This is a genomic window from Paractinoplanes bogorensis (genome assembly GCF_018829635.1).
Taxonomy (GTDB): Bacteria; Actinomycetota; Actinomycetes; order Mycobacteriales; family Micromonosporaceae; genus Actinoplanes; species Actinoplanes bogorensis.
This window is the reverse complement of record NZ_JAHKKG010000007.1, coordinates 604,287-626,952: the sequence shown is the minus strand read 5'-3', so window position 1 is coordinate 626,952 and position 22,666 is coordinate 604,287. Positions and strand designations below refer to the sequence as shown.

Annotated in this window: 13 protein-coding genes; 5 read left to right on the top strand and 8 right to left on the bottom strand. The window is 70.2% G+C overall.

The window, feature by feature from the left end; genetic code table 11:
- Positions 1-17: 17 nt before the first annotated feature.
- Both KOI35_RS25395 and KOI35_RS25390 read right to left on the bottom strand, forming a co-directional pair.
- Positions 18-1,955: an elongation factor G gene (locus KOI35_RS25395; protein ID WP_215790756.1), complete on the bottom strand. Its 1,938-nt coding sequence runs from the start codon at positions 1,953-1,955 to the stop codon at positions 18-20.
- 100 nt (positions 1,956-2,055) lie between these two features.
- On the bottom strand, positions 2,056-3,513 hold the full coding sequence (locus KOI35_RS25390; protein ID WP_308121143.1) for an MFS transporter: 1,458 nt from the start codon (positions 3,511-3,513) through the stop codon (positions 2,056-2,058).
- A 133-nt stretch (positions 3,514-3,646) separates the two neighbouring features.
- On the opposite strand from KOI35_RS25390, the gene KOI35_RS25385 reads away from it, so the two are divergent.
- From KOI35_RS25385 to KOI35_RS25375, 3 genes are read left to right on the top strand one after another with little or no spacing between them, the layout of a single operon-like run.
- On the top strand, positions 3,647-5,611 hold the full coding sequence (locus KOI35_RS25385; RefSeq protein WP_215790754.1) for an ATP-binding protein: 1,965 nt from the start codon (positions 3,647-3,649) through the stop codon (positions 5,609-5,611).
- 33 nt (positions 5,612-5,644) lie between these two features.
- On the top strand, positions 5,645-6,088 hold the full coding sequence (locus KOI35_RS25380) for a MerR family transcriptional regulator (protein ID WP_215790752.1): 444 nt from the start codon (positions 5,645-5,647) through the stop codon (positions 6,086-6,088).
- Complete coding sequence (locus tag KOI35_RS25375; RefSeq protein WP_215790749.1) at positions 6,085-7,002, top strand: NAD-dependent epimerase/dehydratase family protein; 918 nt, start codon at positions 6,085-6,087, stop codon at positions 7,000-7,002. The genes KOI35_RS25380 and KOI35_RS25375 overlap by 4 nt, the downstream gene beginning before the upstream one ends.
- 22 nt (positions 7,003-7,024) lie before the next feature.
- Here the strand turns inward: KOI35_RS25375 and KOI35_RS25370 are convergent, their stop codons facing one another.
- The 4 genes from KOI35_RS25370 to KOI35_RS25355 form a co-directional block, all read right to left on the bottom strand.
- On the bottom strand, positions 7,025-8,512 hold the full coding sequence (locus KOI35_RS25370; protein ID WP_215790747.1) for an MFS transporter: 1,488 nt from the start codon (positions 8,510-8,512) through the stop codon (positions 7,025-7,027).
- Between the two features lie 96 nt (positions 8,513-8,608).
- Positions 8,609-9,208: a TetR/AcrR family transcriptional regulator gene (locus KOI35_RS25365; RefSeq protein WP_215790745.1), complete on the bottom strand. Its 600-nt coding sequence runs from the start codon at positions 9,206-9,208 to the stop codon at positions 8,609-8,611.
- Positions 9,209-9,355: 147 nt separating this feature from the next.
- Positions 9,356-10,417, bottom strand: a complete 1,062-nt coding sequence (locus KOI35_RS25360) for an esterase-like activity of phytase family protein (RefSeq protein ID WP_215790743.1) — start codon at positions 10,415-10,417, stop codon at positions 9,356-9,358.
- Positions 10,414-12,018: an alkaline phosphatase D family protein gene (locus KOI35_RS25355; RefSeq protein ID WP_215790741.1), complete on the bottom strand. Its 1,605-nt coding sequence runs from the start codon at positions 12,016-12,018 to the stop codon at positions 10,414-10,416. The genes KOI35_RS25360 and KOI35_RS25355 overlap by 4 nt, the downstream gene beginning before the upstream one ends.
- Positions 12,019-12,174: 156 nt before the next feature.
- On the opposite strand from KOI35_RS25355, the gene KOI35_RS25350 reads away from it, so the two are divergent.
- Together KOI35_RS25350 and KOI35_RS48455 are read left to right on the top strand one after the other, a co-directional pair.
- A complete protein-coding gene (locus KOI35_RS25350) occupies positions 12,175-13,068 on the top strand; it encodes a sulfite exporter TauE/SafE family protein (RefSeq protein WP_215790739.1) in 894 nt (297 codons plus the stop codon).
- Positions 13,069-13,170: 102 nt separating this feature from the next.
- On the top strand, positions 13,171-15,552 hold the full coding sequence (locus tag KOI35_RS48455; RefSeq protein ID WP_215790737.1) for an EAL domain-containing protein: 2,382 nt from the start codon (positions 13,171-13,173) through the stop codon (positions 15,550-15,552).
- Here the strand turns inward: KOI35_RS48455 and pulA are convergent.
- Together pulA and KOI35_RS25335 are read right to left on the bottom strand one after the other, a co-directional pair.
- Positions 15,549-20,900, bottom strand: a complete 5,352-nt coding sequence (gene pulA / locus KOI35_RS25340; RefSeq protein ID WP_215790735.1) for a pullulanase-type alpha-1,6-glucosidase — start codon at positions 20,898-20,900, stop codon at positions 15,549-15,551. The genes KOI35_RS48455 and pulA overlap by 4 nt on opposite strands.
- A gap of 11 nt (positions 20,901-20,911) precedes the next feature.
- Positions 20,912-22,666 (bottom strand): glycoside hydrolase family 13 protein, encoded by a 1,755-nt coding sequence (locus KOI35_RS25335; RefSeq protein WP_215790733.1) that lies wholly within the window; start codon positions 22,664-22,666, stop codon positions 20,912-20,914.

Sequence of the window (22,666 nt, the reverse complement as noted above, 5' to 3'; positions counted from 1 at the left end):
TGCCGACACGAACATTGTCAGAGACGCAGCCGACGTTCGACCCGCAGCAGGTATTCGCGCCGGTCGAGCGGATTGTCGTCCCAGCGCGCGCGGGTCGGGAACGGCGGCGAGATCGGCTGGTAGCTGTCGAACGTCGTCTCCAGCACGCCCTCGCCGCGGGTCAGCCCGGGCACGGCAGTCTCGAGCGCGCGCAGCCGGGCGGCGGGGACACGGCCCTCGACGACGAAGAGCGGACCGTCCACGACGGACGACTCCAGGAAACGGCCGAAGACTCCCAGCGCCGCCGTGAGAGTGTCGGCGGGACCGTCCAGGCGGAAGTGGTGCACCGGCTCGCAGACCACCGTGCCCGCCTGCGCAAGCGCGCTCATCAGCACCAGCGGCAACAGCTTGCGGAAATCACCGGCGCCGGTCAGGGGCGAGACATAGCCGGTGCGCGTCACCCGGACCCGCAGATCGGTCACCGGCCAGCCATGAAGGCCCTGCGAGGCCGTACGCCGGATCGTCTCGGTCAACGCGGCCCGGAAGAACTCCTCGGTCTTGAAGAGATGGATCGGCACCTGCTCGATCGGGACGTCGAGTTCGACGGACAACCCGTCGCCCGGCTCGACGGTCAGGCCGAGCGTGGCCAGGTAGGGATTGCCGTCCTTCCCGAGGATCTCGAGGGCGCGACCGGTGCCGGTGGGGCGCTCGATGTGGAGGACGCTGGTCTCGCGGAAGGCCACGGCGACGCCGTACTCCTCGGCGAGCGTGGTCTCGATGACCTCCTTCTGCACCTCGCCGTAGAGGGAGACGGCCAGTTCGCCGCGGCGGTCGTCCTGGCGCAGGTCGATCAGCGGATCCTGTTCGGCCAGCTCGGTAAGGGCGGCGTGCAGGTCGGGTTTCTGCTCGTGGTGCACCGGAACGACCACGGTTTCCAGGGTGGGCGGGGCGAACAGTTCCGGTGTGCCCGCGTCGGTCGCGGTGCCGATGGAGTCGCCGATCCGCACCTCGCGCAGGCCGTGGACCTTGGCGATCTCGCCGGCCGAGACGGCGGATCGGCGGACGCTGTTGCCGCCCTCGATGCCCTCGACGGCAGTGACCACGCCGGACGGGATGTGGTCGCGGACCGTCAGGGTTCCGCTGTGCAGCCGGACGTAGGCGACCCGCGAACCGGCGCGGTCCCGCTCGATCTTGAACACCACGCCGCCGAGCGGACCGTCCGGGTCGCCGGACGCCGGCGGAAGCAGATCGGTCAGTCCGCGCATCAACGCGTCCACCCCGGCGCCGGTCACCGCCGAACCGAAGAAGACCGGATGCACCGAGGCGGATCGCGTACGGGAGCGGAGAACGGCGCGCAACACCTCGTACGGGATGGACTGCTCATCGCGTACCCAGGAAGCAAGCAGACGCGGATCGTCGGAGAGATCCACCAACCGCGAGGCGAACGAGGCGTCGGCGCAGCCGAGCGAGTGAGCCGAGGCGACGGCCGTGCCCGGATCGAGCACGCCACTGACCGGCACGATGTCGGGCGTGAGCCGGGCGGCGATCTCGTCGAGCACACCACCGACCCGCGCGCCGGCCCGGTCGATCTTGTTGACGAAGATCAGCGTCGGCACCCGCAGGCGGCGCAGGGTGCGCAGCAGCACCCGGGTCTGGGCCTGCACCCCCTCGACGGCCGAGATCACCAGGACGGCACCGTCGAGCACACGGAGGGCCCGCTCCACCTCGGCGATGAAGTCGGGGTGGCCGGGCGTGTCGATCAGGTTGACCGTGCGATCGCCCAGCGGGAACGAGGCCACCGCCGTCTTGATGGTGATGCCACGGCGGCGTTCCAGGGCGAGCGAGTCCGTACGGGTGGTGCCGGCATCCACACTGCCGACGGCGTCGATCACCCCGCCCGCGTAGAGCAGGCGCTCGGTCAGGCTGGTCTTACCGGCGTCGACATGGGCGACGATCCCGAGATTGAGAAAGGGCACGAAGATCCTTCGAGGAGACGGCTTCCGGGCATCGGGGCAGGAAACCGTTTCGCATTGCTCCTCCTTCGGCAGGCTTTCTCAATCCCTAACTTTCCGGACGTTAGCGCGGCTCGACCGGGTCCGCCTCCGATTTATCGGGCGCCGGCTCCGGGGCCGGCTCGGCGGTGATGGCGTCGGCTGAGCGTGGGACCAGGGCGGCCAGGCCGATCATCACGACGGCCACGATGACCATGCCGATGAAGATGCGGTGCACGGCCGTCGTCAGCCGGGCCGGGTCGACCTCGTCGCCGCCGATGATGGCGTTGGCGATGGCACCGAAGACCGCTGCACCCAAGGCGCTTCCCAGCGACCGCAGGAAGATGTTGTTCGCGGTCACCACGCCGCGCTCGGACCAGCCGACACTCGACTGGGCCGCGATCAGTGTGGGCGCTGCCGTCAGGCCCATGCCGAGGCCGATGATCAGGCAGAAGCCGCCCACCGCCCACACCGACGAGCCGGCGCCGAGCAGCAGCAACAGGGCCGTGCCGATCAGGGTCAGCGCCGTGCCGATCAGCGCGCACATGCGGAACCCGACCCGCAGGTAGACCTTGCCCGCCTGACTCGCCGAGATCGGCCAGCCCAGCGTCAGCGCGGCCAGCGCGAACCCGCCGACCAGCGGCCCGTAGCCGAGGACGTCCTGCACGAAGACCGGGATGTACGAACTGAGGCCGATCAGGATCGCGCCGACGCCGACCGCGATCTGGCCGCTGGTGACGAGCAGCCGCCGCCGGAACACCCACAGCGGCAGCACCGGCGCGGGTGCGGTGCGCTCGACAAAGCCGAAGATCACCAGCAGGATCAGGCCGCCGCCGAGGACGATCAGGCTGACCGGGGACGTCCACGACCAGGCCTGCCCGCCCTCGAGCACGCCCAGGATGACCAGCGTCAGACCGGCTGTGAGCAGGGCCGCGCCCAGGTAGTCGATGACCGGGCGACCGCGTTCCATCCGTTCCTGGAAGCGGCGCATGATCATGGCGCCGGCCAGCAGGCAGAGCGGGATGTTGACGAAGAAGATCCAGCGCCAGTCGATCCACTCGCTGAACACGCCGCCGAGGGTCGGGCCGACGACCGACGAGACGCCCCACACGCTGGCTACATAACCCTGGACCTTGGCCCTTTCCCGTACGGAGTAAAGGTCGCCCACGATCGTGATGGTGGTCGGCATGATCGCGCCCGCGCCGAGGCCCTGCACGACCCGGAAGATGATCAGCGTGAGCATGCTCCAGGCCGCGCCGCACAGGATCGAGCCGAGCAGGAACAGCCCGATGCCCCAGAGGATCACCGGTTTGCGGCCGAACAGGTCGTTGAGTTTGCCGTAGATCGGCACCGACACGGCCTGGGCCAGCAGGTAGACCGAGAACAGCCAGGGGAACTCGGTGAAGCCGCCGATGTCCTTGACGATCGAGGGCACCGCGGTGGCGATGATGGTGGAGTCGATCGCGATCAGGGCGGTGGACAGCATCACCGCGGCGAGGACGGGCCCGCGCTCGGACCGCAGCCCGACATTGTTCTCCGGCACCTCCTTCGTCTACTCCTCCGCCGACCCCGGTGCACGATGTGGCGGCACGAAAGAGTCTGACCTCACCCCCCGTACGGGGAAGGATCTTGTCAATAGTCCGCAAAGTGGACTAAAACGCTCATAGCCTGACGCGGTGGCGAGTGTGGTGGTGGCCGAGGACAACCTGGATCATCAGCGGGTGATCGCCGAGGTGGTCCGGCGGCTCGGGCACGAGGTGGTGCTGGCGAACGACGGCCGGGAGGGCCTCGAGGCGGTCCTCGACGTGCGGCCCGACCTGCTCATCGCCGACGTCGACATGCCGCACCTGGACGGTCTCGAACTGTGCCGGGCGGTCCGGGCGGACCCGCGGGTGGCGACCACCCCGGTCGTGCTGATCACCGCGTATCTGCTGCCCGGCGACCCGCGCCTGGCCGCGACCGACGCGCTGGCCGTGATCGGCAAACCGTTCGGAGTGCCCGAGCTGACCGAGGCGCTGCGCACCCACCTCGACGAGATCCCGGCCCGCGTCGCCGAGCCGGCCCAGGCGCCCGGCGACCCGGCGTTCCTGGAGGCACTGCTCGACTGCCTGGACGCCGGGGTGGCCGCGTGCGACCGGGACGGCCGGCTGGTGCTGATCAACCGGGCGATGCGCGAGTTCACCGCCGACGGAGTGGCCGACGTGCCGCCGGGCGACCGCGCGTTCGCCGTGCTGCGCGAGGACGGGTCGGCGCTGCACGCACACGAGATGGCGCTGTCGCGGGCGCTGGCCGGCGAGGAGGTCCGCCACCAGGAGTTGCTGGCCCACGACGACCTCGACCGCCCGCGCTGGTACGCCGTGAACGCCACGCCCGTACGGGACCACGACGGCAAGATCACCGGAGCGGTCGCCGCCCTGCACGACGTGACGATCGCCCACCGCACCCAGCAGTACCAGGACTGCGAGAACCAGGTGCTGAAGGTGCTGGCCGACCTGTCCCACGCGGGTGACGCGGCCGACCGGATCCTGGCCGCGATCGGCGACACCCTGATCTGGCCCTACCTGCGGTTGTGGCTGGTCGACGAGATGACCGACCTGCTGCGCCCGGCCGGCATCTACACGGCGCCGGGCGAGCGGCCGTTGCCGGTGCCGGTCAGTTTCGCCCGCGGCGTCGGGCTGGCCGGTCGGTGCTGGGAGCGGGACGAGCTGATCTGGGTGCCCGACCTGCATGCGGCCGATTCCCCGGTGCTGCCCAGCATGGTCGCCGAGAGCGACTACCGGGCGGCGGGCGCGGTGCCGGTGCACGGCGGCGATCGGGTCATCGGGGTCATGACCTTTTTCTCGTACGCCCGGCAGGAACCCGATCCGGCCCTGGCGGTGCTGCTCACGGGGCTGGCCGCGCTGATCGGCACCTTCCTCGAACAGCGCCGGGCCGAGGTGCTGGCCCTGCACCTGGCCGCCGCCACCGACGAGTACATCTCGCTGGTCGGGCACGAGCTGCGCACGCCGCTGACCTCGATCGGGGCGTACGTGGACCTGATCGCCGAGTCGCCCGACGACGCCTCGCTGGGTGAGGTGCGCGAGCTGCTCTCGGTCGTCCAGCGCAACAACGCCCGGCTCCGCGACCTGGTCGAGAAACTGCTCGACCTGGCCGCCCTGGAATCGGGACACGCCCAGCTCATCATCCGGCCGGTCGACCTGGCCGAGGTGGTCGAGGAGGCGCTGGTCGCGCTGGCCCCGAGCGCCGAGAGCCGGCGGATCACCGTGCAGTCCACCCTGCCCGGCAGCCTGGTCGTGCCGGGCGACGCCGAACGGCTGCGCCAGGTGGTGGACGCGCTGCTCGGCAACGCGGTGAAGTTCAGCCGCCCCGACTCGACGGTGACCGTGTCGCTGGCCGACGAGCACGGCGAGGTGGCGGTGCTGACGGTCGCCGACTCCGGCATGGGCGTGGCACCGACCGAGCAGGCCCGCCTCTTCCGGCGCCTGTATCGCGGCGGCAACGCCCGGCACACCGGCATCCCGGGCGCCGGCCTCGGCCTGGCCCTGAGCCGGGTCGTGGTCGAGCGGCATCGGGGCACGATCACGCTGGCCTCGCAGGAGCAGGCCGGCACCAAAGTCGTGGTCCGCCTCCCGGCGTCTTGACCTCAAGCGCTTGAACCCTGGTTCGCTGGACGCATGGCACCAACGTTCACCATCCAGGACGCGGCGCGGCACAGCGGGCTGAGCGAGCCCACGCTGCGCTACTACGAGGACGTCGGGCTGATCGGCCCGATCAGCCGCGACGAGCACAGCGGCCACCGCCGCTACGGCCCCGGCGACATCGACACCCTCGAGGTGCTGAGCTGCCTGCGCGCCGTCGGCGTCGGCATCGAGGAGATGCGCACCTATCTGGCCAACCGCGCGGTCGGGCTGCCCGCCGCGGCCGAGCAGCGCGACCTGCTGCTGCGGCACGCCGAGCGGATCGAGGCCGAGATCGCCGCCCAGCAGGCCCGGCTCGGCTACCTGCGCGACAAGGCGGCGCTGTGGGACGCCCGGCACCGCGGTGACGCGGCCGCCGTGGACGACCTGTCCCGCCGGATGCCCGAAACGATCGCCCGCATGGGAGTGATGACACGATGAACACGACCCTGGTCACCGGCGGTTCCGGCTATCTGGCCAGTCACCTGATCGCCCGGCTGCTGCGAGACGATCAGCCCGTACGCACCACAGTTCGCTCCCGGTCCCGCGAGGCCGCCCTGCGTGCGGCCGTCGGACCCGGGCCGCTCGAGGTGGTGGTCGCCGACCTGATGTCGGACGACGGGTGGGCCGCCGCCGTGGACGGCTGCGCCGAGGTGCACCACGTGGCCTCGCCGATCCCGGTGACCCAACCCGAGAACCCGGACGACCTGATCGTGCCCGCCCGCGAGGGCACGCTGCGGGTGCTGCGGGCGGCCCGCGACGCCGGCGCGCGGCGGGTCGTGCTGACCTCGTCGTTCGCGGCCGTCGGCTACTCCCCCAAACCCGTGCGGGAATTCACCGAAGACGACTGGACCGATCCGGACACGCCCGGCCTGGCGCCCTATCCCCGGTCCAAGACGATCGCCGAGCGCGCCGCCTGGGACCTCGACAAGGGCAGCACCGAGCTGGTCGTCGTCAACCCGACCGCGATCTTCGGGCCGCCACTGACCGCCGACCGGGGCTCGTCGATGAGTCTGATCGGCGCGATGCTCGACGGCACGATGACCGTCGCGCCGCGGCAACGGTTCGGCATCGCCGACGTCCGCGACGTAGCCGATCTGCACGTACGGGCGATGGCCGCGCCGGATGCGGCCGGCCACCGGTTCCTGGCCGTCTCGGACGGTTCCACCTGGAGCTTCCTCGAAGTGGCGGAGATCCTGCGGCGCCGGCTCGGGCTCACCACTCCCCCGACGACCGAGGCGCCCGGCGACGAGCCGCCCCGCCCGGTCATTCACAACGACCGGGCGAAGCGACTCGACTGGAAACCCCGCGACGCCGAGACCACCATCGTGGAGACGGCTCAGGCGCTGCTCTGACGCCGGCGCCTCCGCGCTGACGTCAGACGGCGACCGGCATACCGCTGGGCGCGTCCGAGCGGTCCGCGCGGACCAGGACGAACGAGGTCAGCGCGGCCAGACCGATCAACGCCGCGCTGACCCAGAAGGCCACCGTGTAGCTGTGCACCGTCGCGACCGCCTGGAAGTCCGGGTTGGCCGCGTCGGCACGGTGGTCGACCAGGTAGCCGGCCACGGCCGAGGTGAAGATGGTGTTGAGCAGAGCCGTGCCGAGCGAACCACCGATCTGCTGCGTCGTGTTGATCATCGCGCTGGCCACGCCGGCGTCGTGACCGGCCACCCCGACCAGGGCGGTGTTGGACATCGGTCCGAAGGTGACGCCCATGCCGAAGCTGAGCACCAGCTCGGCCGGGAAGACGTGGGTCCAGAATCCGGTGTCCACGCCGATCCGGGTCAGCATCACCATGCCGATCGCGGCCAGCAGCAGACCACCGGTCATCAGGATGCGCGGGCCGATCCGGGTCTGCAGCTGGGCCGAGAACCCGGCGCCGGCGATGATGCCGAACGTGAACGGCAGGAACGCGACGCCGGTCATCAGGGCCGAGTAGCCCAGGGTGAGCTGCAGGTAGAACGTCAGGAACAGGAACATGCCGAACAGGCCGGACCCGATCAGCAGCGCCGCGATGTAGGCGCCGCCGCGGTTGCGGTCGAGGATGACCCGCATCGGCAGCAGCGGGTGCGAGCTGCGCAGTTCGATCACCACGAACGAGACGAGCAGCAGCACGGCCGCGATCAGCCAGGCGACGGTGACGGGCGAGCTCCAGCCGTCCTCGCTGGCCTTGGTGAAGCCGTACACGAGGGCGACCAGGCCGGCGGTCGAGGTGAAGGCACCGGGCAGGTCGTAGCGGGTGTTGCCCTCGGCCCGGCTCTCGCCGACGAAGCGGACGGCGGCCAGCGCGGCGACGATCGCGATGGGCGCGCTGACCAGCAGGGTCCAGCGCCAGGAGGCGTACTCGGTCAGCAGCCCGCCCAGCAGCAGGCCGACGGCGCCGCCACCACCGGCGATGGCGCCGTAGACGCCGAACGCCCGGGCCCGCTCCCGGGCCTCGGTGAAGGTGACCGTGAGCAGCGACAACGCGGCCGGGGCCATGAGCGCGCCGAAGGCACCCTGCAGGGCGCGGGCGGCGAACAGCGTCTCGGCGTTGGTGGCCAGGCCGCCCAGTCCGGAGGCGGCGGCGAAGCCGAGCAGGCCGATGATGAAGGCCCGCTTGCGCCCGGTGTAGTCGGCGATCCGGCCGCCGAGCAGCAGCAGGCCGCCGAAGGCGAGGGTGTAGGCGGTGATCATCCACTGCCGGTCGGCGTCGCTGATGTGCAGCGCGACCTGGGCGGTGGGCAGGGCGATGTTGACGATCGTGGCGTCGAGCACGATCAGCAGCTGGGAGACGGCGATGACGGCCAGGGCCAGCCACCGGTTTCGCGACTTGGGCGAAATATCCGGCGGAACGGCGGCGTCAGGAGTCGATACGGACATGAGAGGTCCCCCAAAGGGCATGCGGAGATCCACCGGTGTCAGCGACACGGGTGCTGGAAAGCGGAAGCGGGCGGGATGCAGTAAGAACCGACGGGGTCAGCGCTCGAGCAGGGGCAGGATGATGTCGTCGACCAGGTGGTCGAGGAAGGCCTGGTCGACCGGCTCGCCCAGGGCGAACCCGCGCATGAAGACCATGGCCGGGACGATTTCCTCGATCAGCCCGGCGTCGTAGCCGGGGCGCAGCTCACCACGGGCCTCGGCGCGCGCGCAGATGGCTTCCGCGAGCGGGGCCTTCGACTCACGCATCTGACGCAGATGCGCGGCCAGGTCGGGGTCGGTGTGCAGGGCCATGAACAGGCCGGCGAGGAGAGGCCCCTCCTCGCTCCGGATCATGCAGGCCATGTCGTCGAACCAGGCCACCAGGTCGCCGCGGAGCGATCCGGTGTCGGGCAACGGCGCGTCGGCCGCCTTGCACGCCCGCACGGCGTCGATCACCAGGTCGGCCTTGGTCGGCCAGTGCCGGTAGAGGGTCGCCTTGCTGGCCTGGGCCCGGGCGGCCACCGCGTCCACCCGCAGGCCCTGATAGCCCGTCTCACTCAGCAACTCGTAGGCGGCGCGCAGGATCGCCTGCTCACGCTCGCCGTCGAGTCGCCGGGAGCGCCCGGCCGGCGAGGCGGTTCGCGCCTGCTCAGCCATGGTCGGCCCCCGTCGTCAAACCTTTGCGAAACGAAACCGTTTCGTACACTACGCCTCCCGCCCCGCGATCGCGATCTCCGCTGTCGATTGTGACGCAGCGAACGGCGCCGCCCTCGAGCGAGGACGGCGCCGGTGCGTACGGGGAAATCAGGAAGGCAGTTTGACCTTGAGAGTGAGCAGGCGGGTGATCTGGGTGGCGCCGAAGTTGTCGTCGCTCAGGATGTGCAGCCGGTTGCCGTCGAGGGCCATCGCCTCGTAGTTGTCGAGCAGAGGATTGGGCTGCGGCTGCTTGGCCGTCGCACCCAGGGTCGGGCAGTTGACTAGGTCGACGACCAGCTTCTTGGCCGGCACCGCGCGCGGCGGCAGGGTGGCCAGATCGGCGACCTGACTTACGTCCGGCGCGTGCTTGATCGTCGGGACGGCGTACAGCTTCACAGTGTTGCCGACGCCTGCGGTGAAGCTGGCCTCCATGACCAGAAGAGAGTTTTTCCCGTACGCGGTCACTTCCGGGACGCGCAGCCCCGGCTCGGTGCGGTAGGCGATTTGCTTCGACAGCTTCCACTGGTTGTGGCGGCGCTCGTAGACCAGGAAGCGGTGCAGGGCCGCATCCGTGTCCCCCGACAGCGCGCCCTCCATGGCCGCGATGATCCGGTTCCCGTCCGGCATGATGGTCAGGCCTTCGAGCGTGGCGTTGACTGTCTTTTCCGCGACAAAGCGGGCGGGTACCGGCAGTGACGCCTTCTCGACCCCGTCCCGGCCGAAGATCCGGATGGCCGGCTCGACCTCGGAACTGACCACGAAATCGCCGTTCGCGAGAACGACCAGACCTTCGTCGTCGGCGGTGACACCGTCGTACGGGGAACCGTCGGGCTTGCGCAGGATGAGCGGGTCGCCGATCAGCTTCGGGTTCGCCGGATCGCGGAAGAACCAGATGCGGGCGGGCTCGGTGCCGCGGTTGTCGACCGTCGATGCCCACGAGCGGGTGCGCTTGTCCCAGGCCAGGCTGGACAGGCCACCGACGGTCACGCCGTCGCGGACGACCTTGTCGAGCGCGTCGCTGAACGAGACGGCGGAGACACCGGGAGCGCAGTTGCCCGCGGCCCCTCGCGTCGCGCCGGCGGAGTTCGACGCCGGAGCGGCTTGTGCGGCCGCGCCGACGGGCACGACGGCCGCGGAGACGAGCAGACTGAGAACGGCGAGACGATTCATGACGGGGCCGGCTCCTTTCGGATCTTCGAAGAACCCCGGCCGACCGACCAGCCCTGCACCCACTTGGCGGTGCTGTCGCGCTTGGTGCGGTCGGCCAGGTGATACCAGTCCATGCGGCAGCGGGCCGAGGTCACCTCGAGCACGCCGAAACCGTGCCCGTCGGTCTCGACCCACTTGACGTGCGGGTTGGTGCCCCGGATGAGCGAACCGGCGAGTAGGCTGAGCGGGCCGCCCGGGCTCGTACCGAGGAAGTCGTTGACGTTGTCGCTGGTCACCGAGGGCACCACGAACTCGGCGGCGGCCGGGCTCGACGTACCGGTGGCCTTGGTCGTCAGCTCGTTGGCCCAGCTCGTGTGGATGTCGCCGGTCAGGAAGACGACATCCTTGATCTTGTTTCTCAGCAGGACGTCGACCAGCTTTCCGCGGTCGGCGTTGTAGCCGTCCCACTGGTCGCCGTTGAGCACGAGCCCGTTCTGCGGCACGCCGATCAGCTCGCCGAGCGGGCCGAGCAGCCAGGCCGGCAGCGCGCCGACGTCGAGCCGGGAGATCATCACCGGGTTGCCGACCAGCTTCCAGGCCGAGTTCGAGCCGGTCAGGCCGTCGAGCAGCCACGACATCTGGGCGGCGCCGGTGATCGTACGGCCGGGGTCGTCGACGGCCGTGCCGCTCGCCTGCTCCGAGCGGTAGGTGCGCAGGTCGAGCATCGACAGCTCGAGCAGGGTGCCGTAGCGCAGCCGGCGGTAGATGTGCCCGTCCTCGGCGAGCCGGACGGGCATCCATTCCGCGTACGCCTGCCGGGCCGCTGCCACCCGCGCCGCGAAGCCGCCCTCGGTGCCCGGCGTGTGGTTCTCGGCGCCGCCGCTCCACATGTCGTTGGCCACCTCGTGGTCGTCCCACGTGATGATCCACGGCACCGAGGCGTGCAGGGCCTGCAGGTCGGGGTCGGTCTTGTACTGCGCGTGGCGGGTCCGGTAGTCGGCCAGCGTGAGCGTCTCGTGGGCCGGCCTGGTGGCCCGCACGACCTTGCCGCCGGCGTCGAACTCGCCCGAGCCGTACTCGTACAGGTAGTCGCCGAGGTGCACGACCAGGTTGAGGTCGCCCCGCGCGGCCAGGTGGCGGTAGGCCGAGAAGTAGCCGGCCTCCCAGTTCGCGCAGCTCACGACCCCCATCTTGAGCCGGGTGATGGCGTCGGTGGGGGCCGGCGCGGTCATCGTCCGCCCGACCGGGGACCATTCGCCCGCGTAGCCGAAGCGGTACCAGTAGGTGGTGCCGGCGGCGAGCCCGGCGATGTCGACCTTGACCGTGTAGTCGCGCTCGGGGCCGGTGGTGAACGTCCCGGTCTGCAGGACGGAGGTGAAGCCGGCGTCGGCCGCGACCTGCCAGCCGACGTCCGCTGCTCCGGTGCTCCCGGTGGTGACGCGGGTCCAGAGCAGGACGCCGCCCGGGGTCGGGTCGCCCGAGGCCAGGCCGTGCTGGAAGACGGTGGCAGCGGCGGCGCGTGCGGGACTCGGGGCGGCCGCGGCGGCCACCGCTCCGGCGCCGGCGAGAAGCAGAACCGTGCGGCGGTCGACCGCATTGGTCCCGCTCGATGAGGCAGTCATGCACCTCGGTCTATCAGTCCGCGCGCCGCCGGTGTGACCCCGCGAACGATGTTCGGCAACGCTTCACCGTACGGCCGGTTCCCGGGGGATGGGAAACTCGACAAAGTCCACTGATTTAGTGGACAAGGTGGGGGATCGTCGCCGAGACTCGTGGCCGTGGACTGGACTCTTGCGCTCGCCGGGCTCGGCGTCGGCATCGTCGTCGGGCTGACCGGCATGGGTGGCGGCGCCCTGATGACGCCCATTCTGGTGCTGTTCTTCGGCGTTCCGCCGGTGGCCGCGGTCTCCAGCGACCTGGCCGCCAGCGCGGTCATGAAGCCGTTCGGCGGCTGGGTGCACGCCCGCCGCGGCACGGTCAACTGGGCCCTCGTCCGCTGGCTGTGCGTGGGCAGCGTGCCGGCCGCGTTCCTCGGCGTGCTGTTGCTGCGCCTGCTCGGCGACGACGAGGCGGTGCAGCAGACGATCCGGATCGCGCTCGGCGTCGCTCTGGTGCTGGCCGCGGGCGGGCTGCTGCTCAAGGCCTGGGTCAGCCGCAAGCAGGGCGACTCGGAAGACGCCGAGATCACCGTCAAGCCGCTGCCCACCGCCCTGCTCGGCGCGCTGGGCGGACTGGTCGTGGGCCTGACCTCGGTCGGCTCGGGCTCGCTGATCATCGTGGCGCTGCTGGCCCTCTATCCCACGCTGCGCGCCAACAAGCTGGTCGGCACCGACCTGGTGCAGGCCATCCCGCTGGTCACCGCGGCCGCACTGGGCCACGCCTTCTTCGGCGACCTGCACCTCGACCTGGCCGCGGCGGTGCTGATCGGCTCGATCCCGGGTGTGCTGATCGGCTCGCGCATCTCGTCCCGGGCCCCGGGCGGGCTGGTCCGCGCCGCCCTGGTGATCGTGCTGCTGGCCAGCGCCATGAAGCTGTTCGACCTGCCCACCACGGTCGTCGGCATCGTCTCGGGCGCCGCCGTCGTGGTCGCGGTGGCCATCGGCCTCTACAACAAGACCCGCCAGCCCGCTCCCGCCGCCGAACCGGACCGGGAGCCTGTCGCGGCCCCCTGAGCTGTCGGTGTCGCCGGGACTGGCGACAACGCCTCACGCCGCCGCGTTCCCGGCCGAACAGGGAAAGGGGACGACCACCCGGACAGAACGGGACGCGGCGGGATGAACGTACGGCAAAAGCTGCTCGGCGGCTTCCTCACGGTGGCCGCCATGGTCACCGTGACCGGGGCCGTCGTGCTGCGCACCGACGCCGAGACCACGCATCAGGCCGCGGTCACCGAGGCCGATCAGGTGGCCCGCGGCATCGCCAAGGACGTGGCGTTCGGCCCGGCCGGGGGCGCCGAGGAAGGCCTGATCGACCGTCCGGCCGCGCTCATCGCGTATCTGGAAAGACTGCATGATCTGCAGGACCGGGACATCGTGGTGGTCGACACGCGGAAGATGATCCTGGCCGACGCCGTGCCGCAGAACATCGGCCTGCCGTTCGACCACGACACCGGCAACCAGGTCGGCCGCACGATCGCGGACGGCCGGTCGCGGGTCTTCGTCGAGACGAGCGTCGACTATCCCGAGGGCATCCAGCAGGTGGTCGTGCCGGTGATCGGCGCGGGCGGCGTCACCGAGGGCGCGGTCATCCTCGAATACACCCCGCTGCTCGATCAGATGGAGGCGGTCACCGGCCACGCCGAGTCGATCATCGTGATCGCCGGTGTCCTCTGCATCCTGCTCGTGCTGGTGCTGGGCGTGGTCACCGCGGAGTCGATCACCCGCCGGATCCGGCGGCTGACCGGGGCGGTGGAGAGCATCCGCGACGGCGACTACACGTCCCGGGTGTCGCTGGGCCGGCGCGACGAGATCTCCCGGCTCGGGAACGCCTTCAACGACATGGCCGCCCGCCTGGACGCCTCGGCCCGCGAGATCCTGGCCAAGGAGTACACCGACAGCATCCTGGCCAACGCCGGTGAGGGCATCTGCGGCGTCGACGCCGAGGGCCGCATCACCTTCGCCAACGAGGCGGCGGGACGGCTCACCGGTCTCGGGGCCGAGGGGTTGCTCGGCCGGGAGGCCACGAGCCTGCTGCCCGACGTCGAACGGGCCGAGATCACCGTCGACCGGCCGGACGGCACGTCGGTGCGGGTCGCCTACACGGTGAGCGCGATCGAGAAGGACGGGCGGCAGATCGGCGGCGTGGTGGTGCTGCGCGACGTGAGCCGGCAGCGGGCGCTCGAGCACGACCTGCGTCACCAGGCCCTGCACGACGGGCTGACCGACCTGCCCAACCGCAAACTGCTGCTCGACCGGATCGATCACGCGATGACCCGGGCCCGGACCGGCCGGGGAGCCGACATCGCCGTGCTCTACCTCGACCTCGACGGCTTCAAAAAGATCAACGACAGCCTGGGCCACAACGCCGGCGATCTGCTGCTGCGCACCGCCGCGGAGAGGCTGACCGCGGCTCTGCGGCCGCACGACACGGTGGCCCGGCTCGGCGGCGACGAGTTCGCCGTGCTGCTGGAGGATCCCGAGGACCCGGAGCGGTGGGCCCAGGCCTGTGTCGACGCGCTGAGCCGGCCGTTCCTCCTGCAGCACCGGGAGGCGACGGTGAGCGTGAGCGTCGGGGTGCTGCCCGGCGCCGAGCGCTACACGGACGCCGACGAGGTGCTGCGCAACGCGGACGTCGCGATGTATGCCGCGAAGGCGGCCGGTCGGGCCTGCTATCAGGTGTTCGAGACGCGCATGCACGAACAGCTGCTCGACCGGCTGGACCAGGAGACCCGGCTGCGCGAGGCGGTGCACCGCGGCGAGCTGCGCCTGCACCTGCAGCCGGTGGTCGAGATCGCGACGCGGCAACTGCGCGGGGTCGAGGCGCTGGTCCGCTGGGAGGACCCGGAGCACGGTCTCCAGCAACCGGGGGCGTTCATTCCGCTGGCCGAGGAGACCGGGCTGATCACCGAGATCGACCGGTGGATGCTGACCGAGGCCTGCCGGGCCGTGCAGGAGTGGCGGGAGAGCTCGCCGGAGACCGCGCCGAAATGGGTCAGCGTCAACCTGTCGGCGGCCAACCTCGAGGTGCCGGACCTGACCGACCGGGTGGCCTATTCGCTGTCGAGCACCGGGCTGCCGCCCGAATGTCTGGTGCTCGAACTGACCGAGACCGTGCTCATGCGCGACATCGCGGTCACCTCGGAGCGCCTGGACGAGCTGCGCGAACTGGGCGTCCGGATCGCCATCGACGACTTCGGCACGGGATACTCGTCGCTCGGCTATCTGCGCGACATCCCGGTCGACGTCCTCAAGGTGGACCGCTCGTTCATCACCGGGATCGTCGGCAACGAGCGGCAGCAGGAGCTGGTCAGCGCGGTCCTGCAACTCGGCACCACGCTCGGGCTCAAGGTGGTGGTCGAGGGCGTGGAGACCGAGGAACAGGCCGACCTGCTGGTGGAGATGGGTGACCGGTTCGCCCAGGGCTATCACCTGGGCCGGCCGGAGCCGGTCGCGAGCCTGCGGGCCAGACTCGCGGCCGACTCCATCGCGGTTACCTAGCTCTCCACGAACACCGACACCGTGCGGGCGGGGACGGTCAGCGCGCCCGTCGCCCGGGTGAAGGTGGCCGTGCGGACCAGCGGATCGGCCGAGTTCCGCTGCACCGGGTGGAGCGTGACCGCCTTACCGGCCAGGGCCGGGACGGTCTGGGTGGTGGCCGCCGAGGTGCCGTTGAAGACCACCGTCACCGACTTCCAGTTGCGGTCGATTCCCCGTCCGTCCAGGGTCATCGTGACGACCCCCGGGGTCTCGGCCGCGCCGGAGAGCGGGAACGACAGCCTCTTCTGCACCTCGGCGGCGGTCGGCAGGCCGAAGACCGGCGACGAGCCGCGGATCTTCAGCAGTTCCTGATAGCGGGCGTCGGCCAGTGCCACGTCGGCACAAGTCGGCACCAGCTGCGGGTCGGCGAGCAGCGGCTGGGAAATAGGCCACTTGTCGGCGTTGTCGGTCGCGGGTGGAAGACCCCGTCCAAAGCCGTTGCCGTCCGCACAGTCCCAGATGATCTGGTTGAACCAGTCTCCCGAGTTGTACGAGTTCCGGTCGAGCGACTTGGACCGCAGCCGCTCGGTGCCGGTCGTCACGAACCCGGCGCCCTGCCCCAACGCCGTTGTGGCGAGCGCGACCGACTGCGCGCGGGCCCGCTCGACACCGGACGTGGCCTGGGGAAGCTTGAACGCCATGGCGTCGTACAGGATCTCGTTGTCGTGCGCGTCGACGTAGGTGATCGCCTCCCCCGGCGCCGCCGTGTATCCGGCCGGCGAGCCGTTGTAGTCGACCTGCGCGCCGGTGACGGTCGCACCCGAGGACGCCACGAACTTGTAGGACAAAAGGTTGCCGCTCAGCCCCACCTTGATCAGATCCTGGTAGTGCAGCAGCCGCGCCTTCTGCTCCGCCTCGGTTCCGTTGACCGCGTCGCCGTTCGGGGCCGACAGCAACCCCGTGGCGAAGCCCTGCACCCGCGGGTTCTCGTCGAACGGCCCACCCCCGCGTACGGCATCGCGCAACCGGTCGTTGAAGGTGGCGATCCCGGTCCCGGCCATGTTGGCCTGCGTCGCCTGCACGAAGCGCGCGTTGCCGGCCACCTCCCCGAAGTCCCAGCCCTCGCCGTACAGGTTGATGTTCTTGCCGTCGACGCCGTCTCGGGCCAGGGTCAGCCGGTCGAGCGCGGCCCGTACGGCCAGGATGTTGGCCTTCGGGTGATGGCCCATCAGGTCGAACCGGAAACCGTCGACCTTGTAGGCCCGCGCCCAGGTGACGATCGAGTCGACGACCAGCTTGCCCATCATCGCGTTCTCGGTGGCCGTGTTGGCGCAGCAGGTCGAGTTCGCCACCGTGCCGTCGGCCAGCAGCCGCTGGTAGTAGCCGGGCACGATCTGGTCGAGCACCGAGTTCGGGTCGTTGCCGGCGGCCGACGTGTGGTTGTAGACGACGTCCATGACCACGCGCAGCCCGGCCTTGTTCACCCCGGCCACCATCTGCCGGAATTCCTTGGTGCGCTGCGTAGGATCGGCCGCGTAACCACCCTCGGGAACCGTGTAGTGCAGCGGGTCGTAGCCCCAGTTGTAGCCGTCGGTGGCGGCCACCGCGGCGACACACTTCTGCTGCTCTTCGGAGTCGGGCGGCAGCGAAGCCAGGTCACACGCGGGCACCATCTGGTCGGCGCGCTTCTCGGGAATCGTCGCGAAGTCGAACACCGGCAACAGATGCAGGTGCGTGACGCCGGAATCGGCCAGCGCGGTCAGGTGCTTCATACCGTCGGTCGACGGGTTCGTGAAGGCCTGGAACGTTCCACGCTGCGCAGCCGGGACCGTCTTGTCGGCCATCGAGAAATCGCGCACCGACAACTCGGAGATCTGAATCTTCGCACTCGGGACGGCCGCCGGCTTGCGCAGCGAGTTCCAGCCCGCCGGGGCCAGCGCCGGGTCGGTCAGGTCGACGATCCGGCTCAGCTTCGAGTCGGTCGACAACCCCAGCGAGTACGGGTCGGTGACCGCGGCGGTGAACTGGCGCTGAGCCGCCGGCTGCCACGCCGTGACCCGATACTGGTAGTACTTGCCCTTCCAGCTCGACGGACCCTTCACCGACCAGATTCCCGTACGGTCGTCGCGCCGCATCGCCACGATCGACGGCCCCGATTCGGCGGTGTCGAACAGCTGCAGGTCGACCTTCCGCGCGGTGGGCGCCCACACCGACAGCGTGGTGCCGACCGGCCCGAGCTGGGCCCCCGCCGCCGCCGAGGCGTAGACGTCGTCCAGCACCCCGGCGAGCTGCACCCCGGTCGCGGCGAGCAGCTTGCCGGTCGCGTCCCGCTCGGTGACCACGACCTGGCCGCGCAGCACCTCCTTCACGTCCACGCCCGGAGGCAGCCGGAACGCGTCGTACTGCCACAGGTGCGGGAACTTGGCTCGCTGCGCGTCGGTCAGCCCGTCCACGGCGGCGAGCCGGACCTGCTTGTAGGTGCCGGTCAGGTCACCGACCCCGTCCGGCGCGTAGGCCAGGTCGTACACCTTGCCGTCGGTGGAGCCGTTGCGCGCCCACGCGATCGTGCCCCGATCGAGCCACACCGCGGACGACTTCGTCGTGTCGACCACCCCACCCGAGCCGGTCTTCTTCACGACCGGCGCCAAGCGCGTCGGAACCCCGGCCAGCAACCAGATCTCGTGCCCGCCGTCGGCGAACGTGAGCTGCTGATCGGTCGGCAGATCCTTCTCGTCGCCCTTGTGGATGATGTACTTCAGCGCCGTCGCTCCGGCCGCGAGGGGCACCTTCCAATAGGCGCCGAACGAGTCGGTGCCGGTCGGCGGCAGCGGTGACGCCCAGTCGGTGCCGGTCGCCGCGCCGTCCCAGACGTGCAGACCCCATCCCGCGTAGTCACCGTCGGTCCGTCGATAGTGGATGGTCGCGGTCGTGGTGTCCGGCGACGCGGCCGGTGGCGTGGTGGTGATCGCGGGGTCGCCCTGCTTCAGCCAGATCTCGCCGCTCTGCGACGGGTCGAAGGTGCGATCGGCTTCGACATCCTTCACACCGTCCTTGCTGACCACGATGAAGCCCACGTTCCTGGCGTTCGGCGCCAGCTTCACATAGGCGAATTTCCCGTACGCGTCCTCGCCCACGAACGGCTGCCCGGCCGGCCAGGTGGTCGTCATCGACGGGTCGACATCACCGAACACATAGAGCCCGTAGTCGTCGTAGCCCCCGGCCGGCCGCTGATAGTGCACGACGGCGTAGTCGGGGCTGGTCGCCTCGACCGCCGTGCCCACCTTGATGCTCGTGGTCGCCGAGGCGAGCTTGCCCTTGCCGTCGCGAACGACCGCCTTGTAGCGCACGGTCGTGCCCCCGGCCAGCCCGGTCAGATCGTGGTAGGCCGAATAGGCGCCGGCCCCGCTGTTCGTGGCCGTGCCGACGAGCTGCCACGGGCCGTCGCCGACCTGCGCCGCGAACGTGACCGTCGACAGCGGATCCCCGCTGACGGAGGCTCCCAGCTCGGCGCGGGTCGGCGCCAGCCCGCCCGCCGTAGGCGAACTGAAGGTCACGGTCGGCGCAGAGCTACTTCCCTTGACCGATTTATCAGCTTTTAGCGCGACAGAAGACAACGGCGGCACGTTGATAACGAGCTTCCCGTCTCCCGCCGCCTGCACCGTGTCGGAAATTCCGTAAATGCCCCGGAAGCCAGTCGAGGCCGACCACGTGTCGATCGTGACCGTCTTGGCGGTCGTCCCACTGTTCGCCGCCACCACGTACTCGACGCGCTGGGCCGGGTCGAGGCGCGAAGCCGCGAAAACGCCGTCGGCCGCATGCCGGGTGACCTGCACTCCCCCGCGCAACGCCGAGTTGGCCTTCCGCAGCGCACCCAGCGACGCGATCGTCTTGTAGAGCGGATGCGCGGTGTTGTAGTTGTCGACCGCGTGCGTGCGGTCGGTGCCGATCAGGTCGTCGTCGAGGTAGTCGGCCGTCTTGGACGCGAACATGTCCTGCCGCGCGTCCTTGTCGCCGCCCGGCCCGGTGAAACCCTGCTCGTCGCCGGAGTAGACGACCGGCTGCCCGCGGGTCAGGAACATCAGTTCGTGCGCGAGCTGATCACGTCGGAGCGCGTCGTCGCCCTTGAGGAACGACCCGATCCGGCCCATGTCGTGGTTGCCGAGGAAGGTTGGCAGGCGCCCGGCGTTCGTGTCACGCGCGGTGTAGAGGTCGTCCTTGGCGTAGAGATCCGCGAGCGCCTGGGCCGACCCGTCGCCGGCCACGAAGTTCTTGGCCGCCTCCTGGAACGAGAAGTCCAGAGTGGCGGGCAGCTTCCCCTGGCGCACGTAGGTCGACTCGACCTCCTGGTCGGCGCTGTACACCTCGCCGAACATGAAGAAATCCTTCTTCCCCGTACGGGCGGCCGCCTTCTCGATGCCCGCACTGAACTGGGGCCAGAAGTCGAGGTTCACGTGCTTGACGGTGTCGAGGCGGTAGCCGTCGATGCCGGTCTGCGCGATCCACCACGCGTAGATGTCGGTGAGCCCGCGCACCACCTCGGGCCGCTCGGTCCACAGATCGTCGAGGCCGAAGAAGTCGCCGTACTCGCTGTTCTCGCCGGCGAACGTGGAGTTGCCGCGGTTGTGGTACATCGTCGGGTCGTTGAGCCACGCGGGCTTCTTCACCGTCTTGTCGGCCGCCGACGGGAAGACCGGCGTGTACGGGAACGACGAGGCCGACACCTTCGGGAACTCCCCGCGGCGGTCGTCGAACGGGCGACCTTGCGCATCCTCGTACGGGGAAACGGTTTTATCTATGTAGTCGTATTTGTTCTCGGCGTAGCGAATGACGTCGGCCGTGTGGTTGGCGATGATGTCGAGATACACCTTGAGGCCGCGCTGATGGGCCAGCCGGACCAGCTTCTTGAGCTCGTCGTTGGTGCCGAAATGCGGGTCGACCTGAGTGAAGTCGGTGATCCAGTAACCGTGGTAGCCGGCCGAGATGTCGTCGCCGCTGCCCTGAACGGGCCGGTTCTTGAAGACCGGGGCGAGCCAGATCGCGGTGGTGCCGAGGCCCTGGATGTAGTCCAGCTTGTCGATCACGCCGGCCAGGTCGCCGCCGTGATAGAAGCCCTTGTCGGCCGGGTCGAGGCCGGTGCTGAGCCGGTCGCCGGTGAGGCCGCCCTTGTCGTTGGACTTGTCGCCGTTGGCGAAGCGGTCGGGCAGGACGAAGTAGTACTGCTCGTTGCCGGCGGGTTCGTCGGTGCCCCACTGGGCGATGACGGCGTCGCTGGGGGCCTTGCTTTCGTCCGCCCGCGCCGGAATCGCCGTGAGGAACGGCAGTGTCAGTGCTACGGCAGCCGCCAGGAGCCGCCGACTTCGAGAGACCACTATGTCCCCTTCTATGGGAGAGCCCAGACCTGCACGGCCGGGCCGGAGGCATCGATGGCGGTGGAACCATCGGATTCAATGTGCAGCGGCGGCGCGCCGCCGTAAAGGTTTTCCAGAGTCGTGCCGGGCATCAATCCGGCTGCCTTGATGCGGCCGGCGGGGTTGCGGGACGCCAGCACGAGCACGCTCTGCTCCGCGCTTTCTCGTCGGAACAGCAGCGCATCGCCGTCCGCGTGGACCCACCGCAGGCCACCGCGACGCAGGGCCGGCGACGCTTTGCGCAGCGCGATCAACTCCTGGTAGCGGGTCAGCGTCGTGGTGTCCCACGGGCGGTTCCAGGGCATCGGGACGCGCGCCGACTCGTTGCCGCCGCCGGTCAGGCCGATCTCGTCGCCGGCGAACACCATCGGCGTACCGGGCAGGGTGAACAGCAGCCCGGCGGCGACGTGCTGGCGGTCGGCATCACCCACGACAGTGCGGATCCGGGCCGTGTCGTGCGAGCCGAGCAGCGACCACGACGACTCCCACGAGCGCCACGACATCTGCGACGCGAACGCCGACATGGTCGCGACCAGCGATTCGGCCCCGGTCGACGGCAGGTCTTCGGGCTGCCCGAGAAAACCGTCGAACGGCACGTGGTCGGCGCGCAGCCAGCTCCACACCGGACGTGTGAAGCCGGCGTAGTTCATCGTGCCGTGCCAGCCGTCGCGGTCGAGGTCGCCGGTCGCGTCGTGCCCGTGCTCGGCCAGCAGCAGCCCGTCCGGCCGGGCCTCGAGCAGGGCCTCCCGCAGCATCGCGGCGACCTCGTGGTTCCAGTCGTCGGCGCCGTGCCGGGCGGTCATGTTGGCGACGTCGACACGCCAGCCGGACAGCCCGTACGGCTGGGAAAGCCATCGCCGGACGATGGCCCGGAATTCTCGCCGCAGTTCGGCACTGGCCCAGTTGAGCTTGGGCAGACTGGGTTCGCCGAGCCAGAACACGCCCGGGTAGTAGAAGTCGGGCCGTTCCGCGAACCACGGATGCGCGGCGCCGGTGTGGTTGGTGGTGAGGTCGCCGATCAGCCGCAGTCCCCGTTCGCGGGCGGCCGACGAGAGCCGTTCGAGGGCCCGGTCGCCGCCGAGCAGCGGGTCGACACGGTCGAAACCGGCGGCGTCGTAGCGGTGGTTGGAACGGGCCTCGAAGAACGGGGTCAGATAGAGCGTGTCGGCACCGAGGGCGGTGACGTGGTCGAGTCGCCGGGCGATGCCGTCGAGGTCGCCGCCGTAGAGGACGCGGACGGCGTCGGGGCCCGGCGTCACCGGTTCGTCCCACGACGTGGCCCGGATCGCCCAGTCCGGGGTGTCCCGCAGATCCGCCGCGGGCGAACGGGCGTACCGGTCGGGAAAGATCTGATAGACGACGGCGTCGCGCGCCCAGGACGGTGCGGACGGTTGCGCCACCAGCCGGAAATCGGTGCTGTCGGGGACGTCGTGAGCGGTCAGGCCGAGCCCGGTCAGCCATCGCACTCCGGCCGTGGTGCCGAGCAGGAACCGGTAGCGGGTGACCGGGTTGTGCGCGGTTACATCGCCGCGCCACCAGGTGTCACCTCCGGTCCGACGATCAACCTTGAGGGAGCTGAAGATCGGCTCGCCGTCGCGGACCCAGCGCATGTGCACGCGCGACACCCCGGTCCCGCGCGGCACCCGGACGAACACACTGACCGTGTCGCCGAGCGTCGGCGCGGGATCGCTGACGTACAGCTCACTGCCGTCGTGGTGCGGCCTCAT